This is a genomic window from Vibrio astriarenae, from assembly GCF_010587385.1.
GTDB lineage: Bacteria > Pseudomonadota > Gammaproteobacteria > Enterobacterales > Vibrionaceae > Vibrio > Vibrio astriarenae.
Genome location: NZ_CP047476.1, coordinates 949616 through 971664 on the forward strand (window position 1 = coordinate 949616; position 22049 = coordinate 971664).

20 protein-coding genes are annotated in these 22049 nt (G+C 45.9%); 6 read left to right on the forward strand and 14 right to left on the reverse strand.

The window, feature by feature from the left end; genetic code table 11:
* Positions 1-39: 39 nt before the first annotated feature.
* Positions 40-993 carry a lactate/malate family dehydrogenase gene (locus tag GT360_RS18595; RefSeq protein ID WP_164650446.1) on the reverse strand — a complete coding sequence of 318 codons (954 nt, stop codon included), beginning with the start codon at positions 991-993 and terminating at the stop codon, positions 40-42.
* Positions 994-1412: 419 nt separating this feature from the next.
* On the opposite strand from GT360_RS18595, the gene GT360_RS18600 reads away from it, so the two are divergent.
* On the forward strand, positions 1413-2978 hold the full coding sequence (locus GT360_RS18600) for an AbgT family transporter (RefSeq protein WP_239502645.1): 1566 nt from the start codon (positions 1413-1415) through the stop codon (positions 2976-2978).
* A gap of 90 nt (positions 2979-3068) precedes the next feature.
* Here GT360_RS18600 and GT360_RS18605 read toward each other — a convergent pair whose 3' ends face one another.
* The 11 genes from GT360_RS18605 to iolE form a co-directional block, all read right to left on the reverse strand.
* Positions 3069-3911, reverse strand: coding sequence for a DUF3626 domain-containing protein (locus tag GT360_RS18605; protein WP_164650448.1), 843 nt, complete (start codon positions 3909-3911; stop codon positions 3069-3071).
* Between the two features lie 23 nt (positions 3912-3934).
* Positions 3935-4288, reverse strand: coding sequence for a DUF3147 family protein (locus GT360_RS18610; RefSeq protein WP_164650449.1), 354 nt, complete (start codon positions 4286-4288; stop codon positions 3935-3937).
* 134 nt (positions 4289-4422) lie between these two features.
* The gene (gene iolG, locus GT360_RS18615; RefSeq protein WP_164650450.1) at positions 4423-5412 is read right to left on the reverse strand and encodes an inositol 2-dehydrogenase; all 990 of its coding nucleotides are present in this window, start codon (positions 5410-5412) and stop codon (positions 4423-4425) included.
* Positions 5413-5510: 98 nt separating this feature from the next.
* A complete protein-coding gene (locus tag GT360_RS18620; RefSeq protein WP_164650451.1) occupies positions 5511-6335 on the reverse strand; it encodes a sugar phosphate isomerase/epimerase family protein in 825 nt (274 codons plus the stop codon).
* A 221-nt stretch (positions 6336-6556) separates the two neighbouring features.
* Positions 6557-7390 (reverse strand): MurR/RpiR family transcriptional regulator, encoded by an 834-nt coding sequence (locus GT360_RS18625; RefSeq protein ID WP_164651158.1) that lies wholly within the window; start codon positions 7388-7390, stop codon positions 6557-6559.
* Positions 7391-7470: 80 nt separating this feature from the next.
* Positions 7471-8298 carry a class II fructose-bisphosphate aldolase gene (locus tag GT360_RS18630; protein ID WP_164650452.1) on the reverse strand — a complete coding sequence of 276 codons (828 nt, stop codon included), beginning with the start codon at positions 8296-8298 and terminating at the stop codon, positions 7471-7473.
* A gap of 9 nt (positions 8299-8307) precedes the next feature.
* Complete coding sequence (locus tag GT360_RS18635; RefSeq protein WP_164650453.1) at positions 8308-9177, reverse strand: 5-deoxy-glucuronate isomerase; 870 nt, start codon at positions 9175-9177, stop codon at positions 8308-8310.
* 176 nt (positions 9178-9353) lie between these two features.
* Positions 9354-10340, reverse strand: coding sequence for a 5-dehydro-2-deoxygluconokinase (gene iolC, locus GT360_RS18640; RefSeq protein WP_164650454.1), 987 nt, complete (start codon positions 10338-10340; stop codon positions 9354-9356).
* 11 nt (positions 10341-10351) lie between these two features.
* Positions 10352-11527 carry a Gfo/Idh/MocA family protein gene (locus GT360_RS18645; protein ID WP_164650455.1) on the reverse strand — a complete coding sequence of 392 codons (1176 nt, stop codon included), beginning with the start codon at positions 11525-11527 and terminating at the stop codon, positions 10352-10354.
* Positions 11528-11595: 68 nt separating this feature from the next.
* Positions 11596-13467 carry a 3D-(3,5/4)-trihydroxycyclohexane-1,2-dione acylhydrolase (decyclizing) gene (iolD, locus tag GT360_RS18650; protein ID WP_164650456.1) on the reverse strand — a complete coding sequence of 624 codons (1872 nt, stop codon included), beginning with the start codon at positions 13465-13467 and terminating at the stop codon, positions 11596-11598.
* Between the two features lie 102 nt (positions 13468-13569).
* A complete protein-coding gene (gene iolE / locus GT360_RS18655; RefSeq protein WP_164650457.1) occupies positions 13570-14463 on the reverse strand; it encodes a myo-inosose-2 dehydratase in 894 nt (297 codons plus the stop codon).
* A gap of 537 nt (positions 14464-15000) precedes the next feature.
* Between iolE and GT360_RS18660 the strand changes: the two genes are divergently transcribed.
* On the forward strand, positions 15001-16443 hold the full coding sequence (locus GT360_RS18660; protein WP_164650458.1) for a sugar porter family MFS transporter: 1443 nt from the start codon (positions 15001-15003) through the stop codon (positions 16441-16443).
* 83 nt (positions 16444-16526) lie between these two features.
* Positions 16527-17417 (forward strand): LysR family transcriptional regulator, encoded by an 891-nt coding sequence (locus tag GT360_RS18665; protein ID WP_164650459.1) that lies wholly within the window; start codon positions 16527-16529, stop codon positions 17415-17417.
* On the opposite strand, the gene GT360_RS18670 is transcribed toward GT360_RS18665, so the two are convergent.
* Positions 17414-18166, reverse strand: a complete 753-nt coding sequence (locus GT360_RS18670) for a sulfite exporter TauE/SafE family protein (RefSeq protein WP_164650460.1) — start codon at positions 18164-18166, stop codon at positions 17414-17416. The two genes, GT360_RS18665 and GT360_RS18670, sit on opposite strands and share 4 nt — an antisense overlap.
* Positions 18167-18180: 14 nt before the next feature.
* Entirely contained in the window at positions 18181-19068 is an 888-nt protein-coding gene (locus tag GT360_RS18675; protein WP_164650461.1) for a TIM barrel protein, read from the reverse strand.
* A gap of 179 nt (positions 19069-19247) precedes the next feature.
* On the opposite strand from GT360_RS18675, the gene GT360_RS18680 reads away from it, so the two are divergent.
* From GT360_RS18680 to GT360_RS18690, 3 genes are read left to right on the forward strand one after another with little or no spacing between them, the layout of a single operon-like run.
* The gene (locus GT360_RS18680) at positions 19248-20453 is read left to right on the forward strand and encodes an acetyl-CoA C-acetyltransferase (protein WP_164650462.1); all 1206 of its coding nucleotides are present in this window, start codon (positions 19248-19250) and stop codon (positions 20451-20453) included.
* A 12-nt stretch (positions 20454-20465) separates the two neighbouring features.
* Positions 20466-21122, forward strand: a complete 657-nt coding sequence (locus GT360_RS18685; protein WP_164650463.1) for a CoA transferase subunit A — start codon at positions 20466-20468, stop codon at positions 21120-21122.
* On the forward strand, positions 21119-21826 hold the full coding sequence (locus GT360_RS18690) for a 3-oxoacid CoA-transferase subunit B (protein WP_164650464.1): 708 nt from the start codon (positions 21119-21121) through the stop codon (positions 21824-21826). The genes GT360_RS18685 and GT360_RS18690 overlap by 4 nt, the downstream gene beginning before the upstream one ends.
* Positions 21827-22049 lie beyond the last annotated feature (223 nt).

Sequence of the window (22049 nt, forward strand, 5' to 3'; positions counted from 1 at the left end):
AGATCTAACGTAGAGAAAAAAAGATCCTAATTGATCAATTTACACTGTTAATTGTGTTTTCTCAGCGACTTGTTTGACCGTCTGCTTGATACTCAGAGAAATTGTGTTAAGCGTCTCTAACTCATCGACAGTAAATGGGTGTTTGAGCACGGTTTCTGCACCGTTGCGTCCAATCACCATAGGAAGGCTTAACACGACGTTATCCAAACCATACTCTCCTTGAAGCAGCTTCGCAACCGGCAAAACCGATCGCTCGTTGATACTGATCGCCTGAATGATTCGGAATACACTCGCGGCAATGCCATGCGTCGTGTTCTGTTTACGCTTGAAGATCTCATATCCTGCCTGCTTTACCGACTCAAGTAGATCATCGGCGTCAATGCGTGGAATATGTTGGGTATCGCAGTAATAATCTGCGGGCTGGCCCGCGATTGAAATCAGACTTTTCGGGGTAAAACAGTTGCTACCATGTTCGCCAAGAACATAACCAAAGACATTTTTCGGATCCAAGTCGACACGATTGGCGACGATGGTCATTAGGCGCGCCGTATCGATTACACAGCCACTGCTGATCACTTTTGAAGGAACAAAACTTGTATTCTGCGTGATGAAGTGCGCCACGATATCGCAAGGGTTGCTCACCACGATCAAAATAGCGTTAGGCGCGACTTTCTCGATTTGCTTAGCGATATCGACACCAATTTTACTGTTCACTTCAGCCAGATCTAAACGCGTTTGGCCCTGCTTAATCTGCGCACCGGCGGTAATCACCACAATATCGGCTTGAACCAATGCCATGTAGTCATCGGTTGGCACAATATGCGTGTTTTTTGAGAAAGTGAGTGCTGCGGTATGACGGAAGTCGAAGACCTCTCCTTCAGCACGCTTGAGATTGTTGTCTAGTAAGACAAGCTCACTGACACTTCCCATTGTCAGCAAGTAGTTACAAATGCCAACACCCACGGCACCAGCGCCAATAACCCCAATTTTCATGAATCTATCCCTGATTACTTTATGTAGAACATCATGGTAACACATTGCCGGATGGGTGCTATTAATCACTGGTTATTCGCATAATTTACGAGCGAATAGTCTGATTAATTGTATCGGAAGAGGTAAATAGGTAAATAAAATGAGCATTTGACCAACACAAAACACACCTCTAATTAACAATGTATTTGCAAGCTATGAAACTGGAAAAAATTTTAAATTTAGTTAAATGCACTACCCCAGGGGCAAAATGTTAGATAAATAGACCAAAATTGATTGCCATCACACTTTTAAACTAGAAGCAATTATCGTTCTGTGTAGCACAATGCTTCACAACGAATGGCCTCGTACTATTTTACTAGTACGGATATTCCTGTTAGGTTTCGCACTTCCTGTTAAAAATGTTGTACGGAGACACCATTGTGAGTGATGCACAAGCACAAGCGCAACCACAGCCTAGCAGTTCGGGCGTGATTGGCTTTATTGAAAGAGCTGGTAAAAAAATCCCTGATCCCGTGATCATCTTCATGTTCCTATTTGCATTTAGCATTGTGCTAACAGCAATGATCGGCGGCCTTCAGTTTGAAGCGCTCGGTGCAGATGGCGGTATGATTCAGTACTCGATCAAGAGCATGACTGACACAGAGAGCGTCCGTTGGTTGTTCGACAACGCGATTCTAGCCAACTGGTTGGGCTTCGGTGGCGGCGTATTGGGTGTCATCCTAATCGTGATGCTGGGTGTGGGTGTGGCTGAGAACTCAGGCATGCTAGCTGCTGTGATCAAGAAAGTCGGTCTTCGCATCAATGACAAATACCTTCCAGTTTTAGTTGTCTTTTTGGGTATTATGAGCTCGATTGCGACTGACGCAGGCTATCTTGTTCTTATCCCTCTAGCAGGTATGCTCTACGCAGGCCTTGGCAAGAACCCACTTATCGGTATGGCTGCAGCATTCGCAGGTGTATCAGCGGGTTTCAGTGCTAACCTAATTCCAGCGACACCTGTCGATGTCATTATCGGTGCAAACGCTCGCATCTTTGCAGAAGCACAAGGTATTCCGTTTGAAGCTGCAGATGGTCGTGAACTCAACCCTGCGACGATGCACTATTACTTTATCCTGATATCTACATTCCTGCTAGCAGGTGTCGGTGCGTGGGTAACAGCAAAATTTGTTGCTCCTCGCCTTGAAAAAATGGAATACACGATTCCTGAAGATATCGGTTTAGAGAACTTTGCAGTAAGCGATGCTGAAAATCGTGGCCTAAAAGCAGCTGGTATCGGCCTTATCGTCTCTCTTCTGATTATTGCTGGACTTGCTATCGGGCCCCTTGCGACTTACACCAACGAAGCAGGTCGTGAAGTAACCCCATACTTGGACAACGTAATCATTCTTATTGCACTTGTATTTACGATCGTGGGTGCATTCTATGGCTTCGCTGTAGGTAAGTTTAAGAATGTTCAAGATGTTGTAACCTCAATGGTTAAGCAAATGAACACGATGGGTTACGTTTTGGTTCTAACGTTCTTCTGTTATAACTTCCTTGCGTTGATGAGTTACTCAGGTCTTGGTACCTATGTCACTTACTTAGGTGCTAGCTTCCTAGAGATGCTTGGTCTACAACAGTTCCCTATTTTGCTGATCATCGGTTTCATTGTAGTAACGGGTATCATCAACTTGTTCGTAGGCGGCCTAACTTCAAAGTGGATGCTTCTTGGTCCAATCTTTGTACCGATGCTATACCAAGTAAACCCAGATATGACGCCTGACATGGTAGCAGCAGCTTACCGCGTAGCGGATTCATCCACCAACATCATCACACCAATGATGACGTATGCGGGTGTTATCCTAGCGTTCATGCGTAAATACAAGCCAGAGCTAAGCTTTGGTGACGTTATCGCGATGATGGTGCCGTACTCAGTGGCATTCCTACTGTCTTGGACAGCACTACTTATCGGTTTCTTCACATTCGGTATCCCACTAGGTTTCTAATCTAGTTACAAATACCTGATGAAAACAAAGCCCTCGACTTCGCAAGAAGTGAGGGCTTTTTCGTTTAGTATTTACGAAGAATATCGAAATCTATTTGCTAGAGGCACAATAGCCAAACCTGGCAAGGTAATGCCAAACCTTTTTCACATCCTGCTCATCGTAACCTTGTCTGGTCACCGCTAATCCTATGAGCAGTGGGTTTACAACCCCTTCACTAGCAATCTCTTTCGCCAATTCAATATACTGCTGCCCACGATAGTCTGGATGGGCGCTCATCTCATCGATACTCAGCTCGAAACCTTGATGCCAACGAACTGGGACACCTAATTGGCGTGCGTGCTTCTCAATATCTGTTCCTCGGTAGACAGGATCAAGCACCACGCACGCGATGTCATCTTTCACAGAGACTTCACCATGGATATGCGCCTCAATGTAATCATCCAACCTGTCTTGATCGTCCGAGAGGGCCTTCTCTATCAAAACATCAAGCCCCCTTGATACCGCAAAATCTTCTGGCTCAAAGAAGCTATCCGGATAACAAAATGTTGTACGCTCCAATACTTGAGGTTTTAGCTCAAAATACGCCGAGCCAAATCTTGGGGATGCTCCCATACCATACTGGCGATAGTTCAGCGCCCCATATTTAGGCCTCAAACACTCTGCGGCTTGGTCATAAGCACCATCAAACACTCGCTGTTCCCAAAGCCAGCGCTCTCCACCTTGATACGCTGTCAGGCCACCATTGCTGGTTCCGGTTTCAAATTGAGATTTTAGAAAGCCATCGTCAGCGATTGCTGCCAGCAAAGGCTTACCTGTAGCAGTCAACCTATCAGGGTGGAAATTTATGGTGACACTGTGACCTTTCGAGTATTCACCTCCCACTGATTTACTCTTAATATTCGCTAACGCTTGTTCCACCGCATTTTGACTCATTCATTCTCCTAAGCTGCTAAAAATCATAAGATTAGATCAACACCAAATGAACGCGCAACCACTACCACCACCCAAAAACAAAACAGTGAGACAAACGCACAGACAAATAGGCTAAACCAAAAAGATAACTTTCCTAGCAGATAGGGAAACAACAAAAACATCGGTAGGGTTGGTATGACATACCAAAAGGTATAGTAGGCGTGATTTGCCAGCTTCTCTTGCCCTTGGCCCTCTATATACATCCAAATTAACGCTAAAATGGTGACCATAGGCAACGCCGCCACCAGAGCGCCCAACTTATCGCTGCGCTTAGCAATCTCCGAAACTAAAACAATAATCGATGCAGTCGCAAACAGCTTAATTACAATCCAAAGCATGCCGCCTCCAATAACGTTTGAGTCTCTTCTATTGTAGGAGAAGGGGCTCTATTATTTGAGAAACAGCGGATGTAAGGTTCTGAGAACATTAATAACCCGATGACTTTGGTTCGGTCATCGGGTTGTCTCTTTGCTTATGAGACAATAACCGTCTGTTTTGTCGTCATAGAATCAAGCGCTTTTTCAGCAAGGTTGAGGGCGAGCTCGCCATCTAATCCAGTGCAGCTTGGTGCAGCACCGTTCAACACATCAACAAAGTGCTGCCATTCAGAGACGTAGGCTTGATGATAACGCTGCAAAAAGAAGTGTTCAGGGTTCGCTCGCTGCTGCCCTTGCTCGGCACTCAGTGTTACAAGATTCTCCAAAGCGTTTCCAACTTGGAGCATGCCCTTTTCTCCATGGACTTCGACACGTTGATCATAACCGTAGCCAGAGCGGCGACTATTGTGAATCGTCGCCATCGCGCCTGACGGAAATTCCATCACAATGACGCTAGTATCTATGTCTCCCACTTCTCCAATTTCTGGGTCGACCATACAACTACCATGAGCAGAAATTGAAACGGGATCCTCGCCGAGAATAAACCGAGCCATATCTAAATCATGAATCGACATGTCTCTGAACATGCCACCGGACGTCTTAGCGTATTGTGCTGGCGGTGGCGCCGGATCTCGCGAAGTAATAATGACACTAGCAGGAGCACCAATCTTTCCGTTATTTAACGCCTTTTTAAGCGCGTTGAACTGTGGATCAAAACGGCGGTTAAAGCCCAGTAAAAATGGAACTTGATGTTCCTCGACCACGCCAAGACAATCTCGTACTCGACTTAAATCGAGATCAATCGGCTTTTCACAGAAGATAGCTTTACCGGCTTTTGCAGCCATTTCGATATAGTCTGCGTGAGTGTCGGTTGCAGAGCAAATAGCCACTGCATCCACCTTCGGATCATCAAAGGCTTGTTCGACAGTCTGACGTATAACACCGGGGTATTCATGGCAGAACTGCTCAGCAAACACATCGTAAGGCTCAACTAATGAATAGAGACAAGTGTTGGGATGATTAGCAATGTTAGTAGCATGCACTTGACCGATACGGCCAGCACCAAACAGTGCGATATTAAACATAGGATGCTCCTATTTTAAGGCTATTTGGGACGTTAATATTTTCTAATACCGAACAGTACTCACGTCCTACGGTTCAAATTAAATCAATAAATTAACCTTTAGAATAGGCGTTTCATCCCCGCTAGCATGTCACTTGCGATATCGTGATAATCCCCTTCCCATAACTGGTCATTGAGGTATTCTCCTGAGTAAAATCCCTCATAACCCGTCTGACGAATCGCATCAACCCACTCTTTTAGTGGGATCTCTCCTTGCCCAATAATATGGCCACGCAACTCTCGCTCATCAGGCCAAGCTTCTGATTCAGCAGGGCGAGCACCATCCGAAATATGCACGTTGTAGATCAGTGAGGGGTCAATCGCGGCCACCTGCTCTAAAGAGGCGCCCCTACATGCCCAGAGATGCCAAGTATCAAGAACAAATCCAAAGTTATCGCGCCCAACGGCATCATGCAGGCGGTAATAGTCCTCAAGCTTAGCGATAGGTGTCCAAGCGGCACCTTCATATTGAAAGCGGATCCCGAAATTTTTCCCAATATCAGCAATTTGACGGATGTTCTGAGCCGTCAATTCGATATTTTGTTGTTTAGTCAGCCCATTTAGCCCCTCAAACGCGTTCAGTTGTATGGTAGGAGCACCCACTTCATTGGCAAAACGACACAGAAATTCCGTATCAGAAAATAGCTTGGCTTTACGCTCCTTGTCGGTCACTTCTATCGCCCCGATAATGTCGATCGCAGTCGCCTCAATGCCAAACTCCTCCATTCTCAATCGAAGCTGAGAAGCCGTTAGTCCGGCATTGATATAGCGCCAAAGCTTTTCCGTATGGATCTCTAAACCTTGATAACCCGTTTCTTTCGCTAAACGAACATCAGAAAGGATATTGCTGTGCAGTGAGCACATTCCGTGAAGTGCAAAACGCATGGGGGTAACCTCTTTGTTTGCCCTCTCGCACATTAAATCAAAATAGTGTGAATCTATTTCTTAAAATGCATTTTCAGGCTTTATTGTTTAAATAAAAGCCGAACGAAACCCCAGCCCTATTCTTCAATAGTACTCATTAGCGGTTTAACGGGGAGAGTTGCCAATATAGAATTTAAACTGACAACTTGATCTTGGTTCCCAAAATTTCGTTCAGATGGAGTTTACTTTACTTCTTGGCAAATAAGACTAACGGCTAGAGTTTGCGCTAAATACATCGAAGCACTCAACGAACGGAAGCCCATTAACTCACCTTCTTGTACCTCAAAACAGACTTCCATTTTACTGCCATGTGGCGTCATCTGATTATCGGTGATGCATACGATAGGTACGTTCTTTTGACACGCTTCATCGATGAGCTCACTGGTCTCTTGTGCATAAGGGGCGTAGGTGATCGCGAAAAGCACGTCATTTTCATTCATGCGGCGTGTCAGGGGTGAAAGCATTCCCCCGTGATCATCCAATAGCACTACGTCTTTGTCAGACTTCATTAGAGCGTACCAAAGATAAAATGCAACAGGGTAAGCGCGGCGTGTACCTTGGATGTAGATAGTCTTGGCTTTATCCATAACGGCCACTGCACGCTCGAGTTTCTGCGGTGAAACCGACAATTGCAGTTGCTCTAGCGCTTCAATATTGGCATGCCCGAAGTCTTGGAAGATCGCCTGTGGCGCATCTTGAGGCACATCTTCCATTTCACGAGCTTTACGAACTCGCTCTTTATAATCTCTAGGTCGATTTAAGTACTGCTCACGGAATAAGGCCTGCATGGAAGAAAAACCATCAAAGCCCATCGCATTGGAAAAGCGGCTCAACGTGGAAAGCGGCACATTCGCTTGCTTTGCAATCGTCGCCATCGTTTCAACAGCAACGAGCATAGGCTGCTCGGTAACAAAATTGGCGACTTGTTGTAAACGGCTACTTAATCCATCGTAGCGCTTAGAAATTAACTCTTTAAGAGTATCTAAGTCTTGCGGTGCACCCACTTCTAAATCCATCATTTAAACTGCTCTCCCTTATATTACCGAATGCAGCGAATAAATAAACTGTCCCCAATCAAAGCGTTGGGGACTTTATTTTAAAATAGCAGTTCAAAATTACGAATTGCTTCCTGTTTCACATGTGGCATGGCTTTACGCATGAAGTAAATGCGATCAAATTTATCACTCTCTTCATTCATGTAATCGCGCAGGTTATGCCCTAGCGCTTGGCGCAAACACGTGCCGATATTGAACTTCGATACGCGGCTGAGCTTTAGTTTGATAATATCCTCATCGCGGATACCACTTGTACCGTGAATCACCAACGGGGTCGAAACCTCACTTGCAATACGATCAAGACGACCAAAATCGATGCTACTTGTTGGCTCAGTTAAACGATGCACATTGCCCACTGAAATAGCGACGCCATCCACACCCGTTTCTTTGGCAAAACGCGCCGCATCTTCTGGTTCAGTGAAGATTGATTTAATGTGATCACGTCCCTCTTCATAAGGCACTGAGCCAATTTCACCTTCCACTGACGCACCCAATGCATGAGCAACTTCAACCACTTTACGTGTACGTGCAATATTCTCGTCTAGCGTTAATTGTGAACCATCAAACATCACCGAACTGAAACCAGCTTTAAGTGCGCGATAAACGATATCCTCTTCATAGGTGTGGTCAAGGTGCAAGCAAACAGGCACGGATGCGTTATTCGCTAGGTTCAGAAACATCGCTGCTGCGGTTTCAACGCCATAAAAATCTGCAACATCCTTGTTGCATGCGAGGATAACGGGTTTGTTTACTTCCTCTGCAGCTTCTACGACTGCTCGGGCGTCTTCGTAACCAAACACATTAAAACACGGTACAGCATAGTTTGAACTCGCGGCCTCAGGCAGCAATTCTTTTAATGAAACAAGCATAGTCATCCCCTATTTAAACTTAGCGATCATGTCTTTGATGCCAGGGATTGTTTCGACTTGATACTCATGGTGAGGGTCGAAATGCTGAATCAAAGATTTTTCTGTTTTGCCAACAATGATAGTGAAGTAGTACATCTCATAACCAGGCGCTGCAACGCTTGGGTGATAGCCTTTATCAATCGCAATCACTGACCCTGTTTTCACATGGTAGACTGGGCCGCAATCATCTTCGTGCTCATACAGGAACTGAGCGCCAAAACCGAAATCTGGATTGAAGCGGAACTGGTATACCTCTTCATATAAGGTTTCTTTGCTGCCATCTTCTTTGATACGATCTTCATCGTGCTTATGTGGTGGGAAACCAGACCAACCCCCAGCACCTACAGTGAAGAGTTCACTAACCAATAGACGCCCACGCTTTTCAGAGTTTGACTGACCGAGTACATGCTTGATCTTACGGTGTGTTTTGGTTTCATCCGAGCCATATTGCACGATATCAACAGTATCTTCACGTACACAGAATGGTTCTAGTGATGCTTCAAATTTACCGCCCGCGATCATAATGTCAGCATTATCGCTGACACATGAGATTTCAGCAGTATAACCAAGTGGAACGTATACCGCTTCAGGGTTAGCATCCCACACTGACTTACGCTTACCAATATTATCGAATGTTTCGCTGCTTCCGTCTTTTGAAACCGTGATACAACAGGTGCCACCAGCAAGAACGATCACGGTTTCGTATCCTTCAACGCTGTGGTCAAATTTTTCATTTTGTTTTAAGAAGACTTGGTTGAAATAGCAAAGCGGCGTGACGTCATCATTTGCGCCAACAATTGCTTCATTCTTGTTATCAAAAGGGGGAATATGTTTACCCATTATCGTTTTCCTCACTAGAGCCTTAATGCTAAGGCTGCAAAATCCGTCATTAACCTGCTTGGTATAAAAAACCGGGCCACGATGGTGTGCACATCATTATCAGTTCCCCTCAAACGATATACCGACCCGGGAGACATAGGGTCGAGGCGTCAGTGCCGGACACACTGACTGACCCCTTAACTTCTCGTCTCAATAAAATCGAATAACTGCTCTTTAGTTGGCATTGCCTCAGTACAGCTGTCGCTGCTGACATTGATCGCTGCGGCTGCTGTGCCGTTGCGCACCCCCTCTTCGAGTGACCCGCCTGTCGTTAACGTCCAGATAAGCCCACCCGCAAATGAGTCTCCTGAGCCGAATGGCTTATTGGCTTCAACTCGGAAGATGCCTTGCTCAAATCTATGTCCATCACAGCAGTAAACCTTGGAGCCAAACTCACCGGCCTTAATCACCACAATTTGAGTGTTCTCGCATAAAAAGCGCTCTGCTGTTTGATCATCATCGGTATTACCCGGGGCAAGTACCGTCTCCATCATGTCGAACTCTTCACGATTGCCAATCACAATGTCTGAGAGGCCAGCAGCAATACCGTAGTAAATTGAAGCATCCGTATCCGTACGCCATGAATAAGGACGGTAATCAACATCCAGCACAACCAATGTGTTGCTACGACGAGCATGTTGCATCGCAATTAATGTTGCTTCACGGCTTGGGCTTTCGGAAAGCGCTGTTCCTGTAACAACAAGCACCTTTGATTTTGCGATGTAATCTGGATCAATCTCTTCTGGTTTGATCGTTAAATCAGACGCATTGTTGCGATAGATGATCACCGTGCAGTCTTTCGGCTTCATCTCTGTAAACGCAACCGATGTACGCGAGCCAGAAGCATCCGATTTCATGCCATCAAGGTTGATACCCTGTCCCGACATGTACTGCTTGACGTAGTCACCAAAAGAGTCTTGAGCGACACAACCAATAAAACCAACTTTTCCGCCTAGCTTGCTCACTGCCACTGCGATATTTGCTGCTGAGCCACCAACAAACTTGTTAAAGCCTGAGATATCTGCCATATCTGTTTTTGACTCACGAGCGTAGAGATCTACGCCCGCTCGTCCCAAAACGATGGCATCCAACGGTCTATTTTGTTGAAGTGCAATTTTTGTCATCGTCTTTCCTACTATTTGTATTCAACCCAAGCCGCACCTTGATCGGCTGACTCGACACATTTTTCACACAAGCGCACGCCTTCGATGCCCGCATCAATACCAGGGAACCAAATGTCCGCTAGTGCTGCTTGGTCATCGCGATTTGCCGCATCAAATGCCATTGCAAAGCGGTGATAAAGGTTTGCCCATGACTCGAAGTAACCTTCTGCGTGTCCGCCACCCACTCGGTTTGAAGCCACACCTTCAGCATCTTGGTAGAGATATCCCATACCACGCTCCAGTACGCGTGGTGCTTCACCTTGAACCTCATAGCGAAGTTGGTTTGGATACTCATCCCACCATTCGATAGACGCTTTTGAGCCTACAATGCGGATTTTCTGTTGGTGCATTGAGCCTGCGTTAACCGCTGATGCCCATAGTGTGCCCACTGCACCGCCTTTAAACTGCATCATGATGTGGGCGTTATCTTCGAGTGGTGCACGTGACTCGATGAAGCTTTGACGCATACAAGCTAGACGGTCGATTTCTAGCCCTGTCATCACTTCGCTCAGGTAAAAAGCATGAGTACCGATATCACCGAGTACATACGTTGGGCCTGAAACTTCTGGGCTGACACGCCATTTCAAACCTGGGTCATTCTTTTCGTACTCTTCATTGTGGAAACCATGAGCGAACTGCATGTTCACAACACGAATCTCGCCTAAATCACCGCGCTTGACCATTTCACGTGCCTGCTGCACCATCGGGAAACCCGTGTAGCCATACATCACGCCAATCACGCGATTGCGCTCTGCAGCGATCAGTTTTAGCTCTTCAGCCTCTTCTGTTGTGAAAGTAATAGGCTTTTCACAAACCACGTGAAGGTTCGCCTCTAACGCTGCTTTACAAATCTCATAATGCGTTGAGTTTGGCGTTGCAATAGAGACGGCTTGAATACCGTCTTCACGCTGAGCTTCTTGCTCAAACATCTCTTTATAGCTTGCATAACAGCGGTTGCCATCGACACCTAAGTTTTCGCCGAAATCACGGCAACGCTGTGGGTCTAGGTCAAACGCTCCCGCTACCAATTTGAACAAACCGTCACGTGTTGCTGCATTACGGTGTGAGTAACCGATTTGACTTCCACGGCCGCCGCCGACCATTGCCCAGCGAATTGGTTGTTCAAAATGACGTTCTTCATTAAACATGTCAGACTCCTTGGTGGGCTCTTTCGAGCCCTATTAATATTTGATTTAATCTTCAAGAAAATTTGGTTTTAAACACCAGCACGTTGAGTCGAGCGGCCTTCTTCCCAGTCCGCCACTTTCTGAGCGGTGTTGTCATTACGAGTCACCTCAGGGAGGCCAACTTCCCACCAGCAGTCACACTTAGACCAAGCCGCCGGGGATACTGGGTCAATGTCCAACACAATAACGTAGGTACGATCAGCTTCTTTGGCGCGAAGGAATGCAGCGTCAAGCTCATCAACAGAAGTCAGTTTTTCACTGATAGCACCTTGCGCTTCCGCATGTTTTGCGAAATCAACTCTCGCGACTTCACCATCAGGGCGGCGACAGTCTTCTAGCAGGTTGTTGAATGATTCATTACCGGTGTTGTTTTGAAGCTTGTTAATAACCGCAAAGCCGCCGTTATCACACACCACGACAATCATCTTATGGCCAGTCAGCACAGAAGAGTAAATGTCTGAATTTTGGATGAGGTAAGAGCCATCGCCCACAAGTACCACCACATCATTATCAGGGTTTGCGACTTTCGCGCCCCACCCTCCAGCGATTTCATAACCCATGCATGAGAAGCCGAATTCAACATCAAACTTACCAATCTGGTAGTTCTGCCAGTTCATCGCCAGCTCTGCAGGCAGGCCGCCAGCAGCGGTTAATACTGTATCTCCAGGCTCCATTGCCTTGTTCAATTTGCCAATAACTTGAGCATAAGACGTTAAACCCGGTAGCAATTCGCCCGCTTGAGGATTTGTACGGCGATGAACTAATGCTTTCCACTCGTCTGCTTGGGCTTTCGCGGTTGACGCCCACTCATCACCACTGCGGAAATCACCCAGTAACTTCGACAGTTCAACGAGACCACGCTTAGCGTCCGCTTTAACTGGAATAGCACGGTGCTTAATCGCATCGAAACGTGCTGTATTGATAGTGACTAGCTTCATGTTTGGATTTTTGAATACGCTCCAAGAGCCCGTCGTAAAATCTTGCAGGCGCGTACCAATTGCTAAAACCACATCAGCATGCGCAGCCATGTAATTAGCAGAATCTGAACCTGTGACACCAATAGGGCCTGCGTTTAGCGGATTGTCCTGCAACATAGTGGCGCGACCCGCAATGGTTTCAACCACTGGAATATTGTGTTTTTTAGCGAAAGCAGCCAGCTCGTCGGTTGCCAGTGAGTAGTGCACACCACCACCTGAGATAACCAATGGTTTTTCTGCGCTCAAAAGCGCCGCTTTTGCATCTTCTAGGTCTGCCTGCTCAGGCTCTGGACGACGAATACGATGGACTTTCTCTGCGAAGAAAACTTCTGGGAAATCATAAGCCACACCTTGTATGTCTTGAGGCAGGCCAATGAATGCAGGGCCACACGTTTCTGGATCAAGCATGGTATCAATCGCTTGAGGTAGTGAGTGCATTAGCTGTGTAGGAGAAATAATGCGATCCCAGTAGCGAGTCAAAGGCTTAAAAGTATCATTACATGTAATTGATGGATCGTAGAAGTTCTCTGGTTGCTGAAGAACAGGGTCTGGCAATCGGCTAACATAAGCGTCGCCAGCAATAAGAAGAACCGGAAGACGGTTAGTGTGTGCAATACCAGCGGCCGTCACCATGTTGGTTGCCCCCGGGCCGATAGAACTGGTTGCGATACCGATACGCTGGCGTTTATTCGCTTTAGCGTAAGCAATTGCCGCAGTCGCCATAGACTGTTCATTCTGGCCACGCCAAGTTGGAATTTTGTCTTCGATATTTTTGAGTTGCTGCCCAAAACAAGTTACATTGCCGTGGCCAAAGATGGCAAATGCAGCACCAAAAAGCTGCTCTTTTTTGCCATCAACTTCGATCATTTGCGCTGCTAGGTATTGTGCTAATGCTTCTGCAACAGTTAAACGTACAGTATTCATTGTCTTCCCCGGTATCATTATTATTTATTGCTCATCAGCTACGGTTATTGAGGGTATATGTAGCTTGATAAAATGGGGGGATTAACTCCCCCCTATAGAGACTTATAGGCCGTACTTGTTCGCGTAGCCTGTGATGTTTTCGTATGCCGTTTTAGCGTATGTCAGAGGATGTGCTTTTGCAGGGTCCTGCTCTGCCTCGACTAATAGCCAACCTGAATAGTTACGAGCTTTCAGTGCAGCAAACACGTCATCGTAGTCAACGTCACCTGTACCCGGCACGGTGAATACACCGTCTAACACAGCGTTAAGGAATGACTTGTCTGCATCACGCGCTGTTTTCATTACGTCTAAACGCAAATCTTTAAAGTGCATGTGACCGATGCGATGACCCCAACGCTCGATCATGGTGACTGGGTTGCCACCACCGTAGGTGATGTGGCCAGTATCTAGAGTTAGGTGAACCGCTTCGCCAGAAAACTCCATCAGCAGATTGATGTCATCTTCTGTCTCACAAATCGTGCCTACGTGATGATGGAAAGAGAGCTTGATGTCATGCTCATTTAGAAGATACTCAGCAACTGTGGTCAGCTTCTCACAATAGGTCTTCCACTGATCCATGGTTAGAATAACGCGTTGAGAGAGTGGTGTGTTGATGTCTCCATGAACCGTGTTGCTCACCTCACCAAATACCATTGCCTTGCAACCTGCTGCTTTCAAAAGCTTGATATGCTCTTGCATTGCCGCGATTTCTTCCTCCGCAGATAACGTCATCAGATTGCCGCTATACCAGCCTGATGCCAGAACTAAACCGTGTTGTTCAAGTAACGGGATAAGTACTTCAGGCTCGCGAGGGTATTTTGTACCTAGTTCAGTACCAGTGAAGCCAGCTTCTGCCATTTCGCTTAAACACGTTTCCAATGGGATATCGCCGCCAAGTTCTGGCATGTCATCGTTTGTCCAAGTCAGTGGGCTAATTCCGTATTGCACGTTTCTCATTTTTATTCTCCAACGAAGGTATTTTATTTAGGGAGGTGAAATAAAAGTGTTAGTGATTGTGGAGCACTTTATTTTCACAAATTGTGTTTCACTGGAAATTACAATAACCAAAAAAACCAAACTTGAAAAATATTTTTCACTCGAGATTTCATTTGTTAACTTTGTGTCAGAAAGTAAAAAAAGCTATATATAACGGGGCTTTCAAGCTTGATTTGATGTAGATCTCAAAAAAATAATATTTATTAAAATCATTGCTTTATGTAAATTGTCTGATTTGAAAAATGTTTTCCATACTTTGATAGAGATAACACTTTTCGCTATTAGAGCAATTGCACCTCTAGTCTTACTTCTCATCTCCCCCTATGATAAATATCGCCAACGCAATGAAAAATAATTTCCACACCAATAAATCAATATAAGCGTGGCTATATAGATACCCAATACACGTACCCTACAAACGCGGTATTGGCCATTACCCAACTGGCACTGATTCGATGGTTAAGTAAAAGTCTGGGGAATCTAATAAAGGAAAATAAAATGGAAGCAACCTCCAATGCCGAAGTACGAAAACATAATATTGCCTATATTGTCAGAATCTGTTGTATCGCAGCCCTTGGTGGGATACTCCTCGGATATGATACGGCAGTAATTTCGGGTGCTATCGGCCCCATTAGAGAATACTTTGGGCTTACCCCCGCTCAAACAGGTTGGGCAGTCTCCAGCGTCGTTTTAGGTAGTATCATTGGCGCTGTCAGCGCTGGTTGGGCCGCATTAAAATACGGTCGTCGTAACACTCTCTTCATCGCAGCAATACTCTTTATCATTTCTGCCATTGGTTCAGCCTTTGCTCCAACATTTACGTTCTATGTCATGCTGCGTATCGTTGGTGGTGTTGCAGTAGGCCTTGCCTGCGTCGTGTCGCCAATGTACATGTCTGAAGTCGCACCAAAAGACTTCCGCGGCCGAGCAGTCAGCATGTTCCAACAATCAGCGGTTATTGGCCAAACCGGCGTGTTCTACGTCAACTACCTTATCGCAAAAGGCATGTCAGAAGCATGGCTAGTGGATTTAGGCTGGCGTTGGATGTTGGGCTCAGAAGTGATTCCAGCCGCTATTTTTGCAGCGCTTTTATTTATCATTCCAGAATCTCCTCGCTGGTTGGTACTCAAAGGTCGCGTTTCCGAAGCGAAAGCAACGCTATCACGCATTTCTAATCCTAAACACGCTGACCGTCTAATCTCTGAAATCCAAGATTCGTTGAAAGAAGCCGCAGGTTCAAAAGGCAATAAAGTTAGCCTTCGCTCACCACTACTGTTTGCCATCTTGGTTATTGGTACGTTCGTTGCGGCCGCTCAGCAGTTGACGGGTATTAACGTGATCATGTACTACACGCCAGAGATCCTAAAACCAATTACTGGTTCTACAGAAAACGCTCTATTCCAAACGACGTTTGTTGGTCTGGTATTCATCGGTGGTAATGCGCTAGGTATGTACTTAATCGACAAAGTCGGCCGTCTGCCGTTAATGAAATACGGTACGTTAGGTTGTGCGCTAGGTATGTTTGTCGTGGGTCACGTTCTCTATAACCAAACTGAAGGTTATGCGGCGCTATTCGCATTGTGTTTGTATGTGGTTTCTTATGCGACTTCTTGGGGCTGTGCATGTTGGACGATGATCTCTGAAATCTTCCCAAACAGCATTCGCTCAAGAGCAATGGCTATCGCAGTAGGTGCACAATGGTTTACAGGTTTCCTAGTCACTCAGTCTTTCCCAATGATCAACGATAATGCCTACTTACAAGAGAACTTCAACGGCGCCTTTGCCTTCTGGTTGTTCGCAGTCCTCTCTCTCATTTGTATGGTTATCGTAGTGAAATACGTTCCTGAAACTAAAGGCGTTTCACTTGAGAAAATGGAAGAAGCGATGGCGAAGAAACTGGGTAAAGAAGTGCCAGAAAAGCACTCTGAAGCTCATGCTTAATTTCCACTATTAGATTCAAAAAGGAACAGGGCTCCCTTCTGTTCCTTTTTTGCTTTGTAAACCCTATATTCGAGGAAAGCAGTATGCTCGATAAAATGGCGTTCTTTGTTCATGTCATCCGTTCGGGGTCAATTTCATCAGCTGCCCGGCTATCAAATATCTCAGTGTCGGCAGGAAGCCGCTGGCTACAAGACTTAGAGCAGCACTTTGATACCACATTATGCCGTCGTTCTAACCGCTTGTTAGAAGCAACCCAAGCGGGACAAACCCTGTTTGAAGAGTTCTCCCCTTTGGTGGATTCAGCAGAGCGTATCAGCCGAAAACTTGAAGGTTTCCAGGACCATGAAAGAGGACACATCACAATTGCCTGCACGCCAGTGTATGCTAACCACTTTCTAATGGATAGAGTCGCTGAATATTCCAGACTCAACCCGTTGGTCACTTTTAATATCAACGTCACACCATGGGCACTCGATCATGCGAGTACTTGTGACCTTATGATCAGTGCCAATGCACACTTCCAAGGCTATCGAGAAAAAGACCTTTTGTTAGTGAAGCGAGAATTAATGCAGTGTCCTTTTGTGGTTGTCGCCTCCCCCAGCTATATTGAAAAACGCTCACGCCCCTCGCATCCTCAGGAGCTGAGTCAACACTCTTGCCTTATGGCCACTACATTAACTGGCAGCAATGATTGGATCTTCCGCAAAGATCTTGAAAATATGATGTTGAAGGTACCTAAAACGATTGAAGTGAATGATAGTGACTTGTTGCTGGATGGCGCTTTAAAAAACGCGGGCGTTGCCTATTTGCCTGAATTTGTTGTGAAGAAAGCAATCGATGAAGGGCAACTTGAACCGCTGCTTGAGGAGTATGAGACCAGTATTTGGAGTTTAAATCTTTACTATCACTCTCAAAAAAATGCGTCCGCTGTGGCGACTCGATTTAAAGAATTTTTACTCGATAGTGTCAATTAAACCAGCATCGACGATAAACCGTCGAAGCTCAGCTTTAAGCCAGATAGGAACAGAAATAGATAACAGAGCTGATAGATTCGCTCTTGGCTCACTCGATGCAGTAAATAAACCCCTAGTTTAACGCCGACAGGCGCTAGAGGCATCAGAACTAACGCGGTCATCAAATTAGTCTTATCAAACTCACCTAAAGCGATATACGGGATAAGTTTGGCGACATTAATGATCCCAAACAGAACTGCCATCGTCGCTATCAACGTCACTTTAGGCAGTTTCAACGGCAATAGGTAAATACTTGCTGGACCACCTCCAGCATGAATAGCGGTGCTGGAAAAACCACTTAACGTACTCCAAACCCACGCAGATAAACGGCTCGGAGCGCCATTCGGTTTTGATTGACCGAACCAATATTGTAAACAAAAGAACAGTGATAATAATCCAACCGTGATTTTCAAACCGGCTTCTGGAGTGACACTCAAAAACAAGCCCGCAAGCAGTACACCCAGCATTGCACCGGGTAACATCTGTTTTATCACCCCATAATTCGCGTTTTTGTAATGATGACGAATCGCAAAGCCATCCATGACTAATAATATTGGCAACAATATGGCCGCCGCTTGAGTGGGAGAAACCACCATTGCCATCATCGGTACAGAAAGGATGCCAAGCGCTCCCCCTAATCCCCCTTTACCTATCGCATAGATTAGCACCGAAGGAATGGCCAAAAAATAAAACCAAGGATCACCTAGCATCACTTACACCTCTATCATGCGATTGCTTGTGTCAGAAACTCACGACTGCGTTTGAGATCATAAGTCACAGAGCTTAGCTCAGCGTTACTATGCTCATGTTCTACCACTAGCCATCCTTCATAGTCGATCGCTTTTAGTACCTCTATCACTTTTTTGAGCTTCATATCACCGTCTCCAAGCGGCGTAATCAAGCCTTCACTGTACGCGTCCACCCACTCCATTTTATCGCGTATGGCGATACGCAGCTTCTCTGTATTAACATCCTTCAAATGAATATGCTGAATGCGTTTCCCATACTGTCGAATCATGGCGATAGGGTCCATACCGTCGAGAAAGACATGCCCTACATCCAAACACAAGCCCAAACGACAGGCTGAAATCTGGTGCATCACAAACTCAATCTCGTCTTTATAAGTGATATAGCCCCCAATACCTGGGTGCAGTAAGCAGCGCAAACCATATCCGTTGGCAATCTCTATAATGCTATTTAACTGTACGACCATCTGATGCTTTCTCTCTAAAGACAAACGCGGTGCGGTCACACTTTGGCCAATATGGCAATATCTTTCGCTGTGAATACCTTCCATGATCAGGAGTTTATCGACCCCCAGTCCAGCCAGATTTCTACATACATTTTCTGCCTCTTTTAATACGCTTTCACTTCGTTTTCCATCAGCAAAAGGCAGTTCAACTTTACCGGCACAAATTTGCAATCCACGCACGCGGCAAGCACTCTGCAATAAGCCAGATTGTTGTGGGAAGAAACCATCAGGCCCTAACTCTATGCCTCGATAACCAGCCTCGCTTGCCTCCATCAACACTTTACCCCAGCTTGGGTTAGTTTGGTCAGTCGCTTGTTCAATACCCCAGCAGCAAGGGGCACACGCTACTCGATTCAGCATAGTTTTCTCTCCTAAGTTGGTATGTAGCAACCTTAATTTTTCTTCACTAGGAAGTGTGTGATTTGCCGCTCGATTGGTGTTTGCATTTTCGCAAAGCGGGTTTGAATTTCTGCCTATATCGAACTTGCACTCCCCTTCTTAAACTGGGTTTAACGACTATTTCACCGGAGTAACTCTACATGGAACGAATCTTTATTGTTGCCGCTAAACGCACCCCAATTGGCAGCTTCAATGGCGCCCTTGCCTCTTTATCTGCTATCGACCTGGGTGTGTGTGCAATCAAAGCAGCGCTTGAGTCTATTGACCTGCCTGTTGACCAAATTGACGAAGTCATCGTGGGGAATGTTCTTACCGGGGGCACAGGGATGGGTCCGGGCCGTCAAGCTGCGATCAAGGCTGGCATTCCTGAATCCGTTCCCGCCTATACCCTCAACATGATTTGTGGCAGTGGCATGAAAGCAATTATGGATGGAGCCAGTCATATCCGTGCTGGCGATGCAGAGATTGTACTCACCGCGGGAATGGAAAGTATGTCCAATGCAGCGTATGTCTCCCCAGGTCAAATTCGCAGAGGCTACCGTATGGGTCATCAAACGATGGAAGACAGCATCATCAAAGACGGCTTAACAGATGCCTTTCACCATTACCACATGGGGATCACTGCAGAAAACATTGCAAAGCAGTTTAGCTTAACCCGCGAAGAGCAAGATGCTTTTGCTCTCCAGAGCCAACACAAAGCTGCAGCCGCTCTTGAAGCGGGTTATTTTGATGATGAAATCGCTCCCGTTTCAGTCAGGCAGCGTAAGCGTCAAGTCGAAGTCTCGACGGATGAATACCCTAAGCAGGACTGCACTTTTGAAGCACTGCAAGCTCTTCGACCTGCTTTTGAAAAGGAAGGCACTGTCACGGCCGGTAATGCGTCAGGAATCAACGATGGAGCGTCTGCTATTCTGCTTGCCTCTGAGAGCGCGGTGAAAAGACACAACCTAACTCCTTTAGCTGAACTCATCGAATATGGACAAGGGGCTCTTGCACCTGAAGTTATGGGATTAGGCCCTGTATCTGCTATTGCTAACACACTCACCAAAGCAAACATGTCAATTGATGAGATTGAACTATTTGAACTCAATGAAGCCTTTGCCGCGCAAGCACTCGGTGTGGTGCGTTCTTTAACTCAGCAACACCATATTGATGAAGCTTGGTTACTCGAGCGTTGCAACATTGCCGGCGGAGCAATCGCGCTCGGTCACCCAATTGGCGCTTCAGGCAACCGTGTGGTGACCACCTTAGTCCACCAGCTTAGACGTACACGTCAAGACTACGGTCTCGCCTCTCTGTGTATTGGTGGCGGTATGGGAACCGCGCTGATCATCAAACGTTGTTAATGGAGAATGACTATGAAAAAAGCAGCGACTTCACAACAACTTGAAGCGCTACTTCATGATGGTATGTCCATCATGATTGGTGGATTTATGGCAACGGGAGCGCCTGAAAAGCTGATCGACCTCCTGATTGAAAAAGACATTAAAGACATTACCTTGATCAGTACAGATACTGGCTCGCCTGGCAAAGGAGCCAGCCGATTGATTGCTCAAAAACGAGTAAAGAAACTCTATGCTTCTCATATTGGCACCAATCCCGAAACCGGTAGGCAAATGAACGAAGGCACTCTTGAAGTTGAACTCGTTCCACAAGGGACACTAGCGGAACGAATTCGCAGTGCTGGAGCGGGTTTAGGTGGAGTACTCACCCCAACAGGATTGGGCACAATCGTTGCTGAAGGAAAGAAGGTCATAGAAGTTGATGGCCAATCGTATCTGCTAGAGAAGCCACTAAAAGCGGATCTTGCTTTTATTCGAGGCTCTAAAGTCGATCAACGAGGCAATGTGTTTTACAACAAAACAACTCAAAATTTTAACCCCCTCATGGCGACGGCTGCCGACAAGGTTGTCGTTGAAGCAAAGCAAATCGTCGAACTTGGTGATATTCATCCCGAATCGGTACACACACCCAGTCTTTATGTCGATTACATTTTGGTGGAGGCGCAAGCATGACTGCTCAATTAGAAAGTACGCAACTCACTAACATTCAATTAGATAAAAACACTATCCGTCGCCGTATCGCATGGCGTGTTGCACAAGAGATGGATGACGGAGATATTGTGAACCTCGGGATTGGCCTTCCAACCCTAGTCGCAAATGAAGTAGATAAAGATGTCGAGCTATTACTGCAAGCTGAAAATGGCCTGCTAGGGATTGACAGTTTAGCCATAGAACAACAGAGCGACGAAGACCTTGTTAACGCAGGTGGCCAACACATAACCGCTATAAAGGGGGCATGTTACTTTAACAGTGCTGATTCATTTGCCATTATCCGTGGCGGTCATGTTGATGCAACCGTGCTTGGTGCACTTCAAGTTGACCAGAAAGGAAATCTTGCCAACTGGATCATTCCCGGAAAAATGGTTCCTGGCATGGGTGGTGCTATGGACCTAGTCGTTGGGGCCAAAAGAGTGATTGTCGCGATGGAGCATACTGTAAAAGGAAATCCCAAGTTACTTGAGGAATGCACCCTTCCTCTCACTGCCACCGGACAAGTGGATTTAATCATAACGGAAATGGGTGTATTCGAGATTACGCCAGAAGGGATGGTTATGATTGAGCTCGCACCTGAGTTTTCAATTGAAGATGTGCAGAAAGCTACTAGCGCGCGTTTAATTATCTCTTCGAACCTCATCACTATGCCGACTCGTTGTTAGGCTGGCTAGCGACACATTTTACCAACTGAGAAAGTTAGTAAACGATAAAGTTTTCTCAGTTGGTAAAAATGATTCAAATACAAAAAAGACGTCCAAGGACGTCTTTTTATATAGAAAGTAAATTAAATATTCACACTACCTTTCATATATCTTTCCATAAGTATCAGAGCATATTTATAAGACTATATCGTTGAGCACTGTAATTACATAACCTCTTTAGTTA

Excerpts from the sequence above, each read along its gene's own strand:
- GT360_RS18690 (WP_164650464.1), top strand. The coding sequence starts at position 21,119 with ATGACTGCTCAATTAGAAAGTACGCAACTCACTAACATTCAATTAGAT.
- iolE (WP_164650457.1), bottom strand. The coding sequence starts at position 14,463 with ATGAGAAACGTGCAATACGGAATTAGCCCACTGACTTGGACAAACGAT.
- GT360_RS18680 (WP_164650462.1), top strand. The coding sequence starts at position 19,248 with ATGGAACGAATCTTTATTGTTGCCGCTAAACGCACCCCAATTGGCAGC.
- GT360_RS18605 (WP_164650448.1), bottom strand. The coding sequence starts at position 3,911 with ATGAGTCAAAATGCGGTGGAACAAGCGTTAGCGAATATTAAGAGTAAA.
- GT360_RS18595 (WP_164650446.1), bottom strand. The coding sequence starts at position 993 with ATGAAAATTGGGGTTATTGGCGCTGGTGCCGTGGGTGTTGGCATTTGT.
- GT360_RS18635 (WP_164650453.1), bottom strand. The coding sequence starts at position 9,177 with ATGGGTAAACATATTCCCCCTTTTGATAACAAGAATGAAGCAATTGTT.
- GT360_RS18610 (WP_164650449.1), bottom strand. The coding sequence starts at position 4,288 with ATGCTTTGGATTGTAATTAAGCTGTTTGCGACTGCATCGATTATTGTT.
- GT360_RS18665 (WP_164650459.1), top strand. The coding sequence starts at position 16,527 with ATGCTCGATAAAATGGCGTTCTTTGTTCATGTCATCCGTTCGGGGTCA.
- GT360_RS18620 (WP_164650451.1), bottom strand. The coding sequence starts at position 6,335 with ATGCGTTTTGCACTTCACGGAATGTGCTCACTGCACAGCAATATCCTT.
- iolD (WP_164650456.1), bottom strand. The coding sequence starts at position 13,467 with ATGAATACTGTACGTTTAACTGTTGCAGAAGCATTAGCACAATACCTA.
- iolC (WP_164650454.1), bottom strand. The coding sequence starts at position 10,340 with ATGACAAAAATTGCACTTCAACAAAATAGACCGTTGGATGCCATCGTT.
- iolG (WP_164650450.1), bottom strand. The coding sequence starts at position 5,412 with ATGTTTAATATCGCACTGTTTGGTGCTGGCCGTATCGGTCAAGTGCAT.
- GT360_RS18645 (WP_164650455.1), bottom strand. The coding sequence starts at position 11,527 with ATGTTTAATGAAGAACGTCATTTTGAACAACCAATTCGCTGGGCAATG.
- GT360_RS18660 (WP_164650458.1), top strand. The coding sequence starts at position 15,001 with ATGGAAGCAACCTCCAATGCCGAAGTACGAAAACATAATATTGCCTAT.
- GT360_RS18625 (WP_164651158.1), bottom strand. The coding sequence starts at position 7,390 with ATGGATTTAGAAGTGGGTGCACCGCAAGACTTAGATACTCTTAAAGAG.
- GT360_RS18630 (WP_164650452.1), bottom strand. The coding sequence starts at position 8,298 with ATGCTTGTTTCATTAAAAGAATTGCTGCCTGAGGCCGCGAGTTCAAAC.
- GT360_RS18675 (WP_164650461.1), bottom strand. The coding sequence starts at position 19,068 with ATGCTGAATCGAGTAGCGTGTGCCCCTTGCTGCTGGGGTATTGAACAA.
- GT360_RS18670 (WP_164650460.1), bottom strand. The coding sequence starts at position 18,166 with ATGCTAGGTGATCCTTGGTTTTATTTTTTGGCCATTCCTTCGGTGCTA.
- GT360_RS18685 (WP_164650463.1), top strand. The coding sequence starts at position 20,466 with ATGAAAAAAGCAGCGACTTCACAACAACTTGAAGCGCTACTTCATGAT.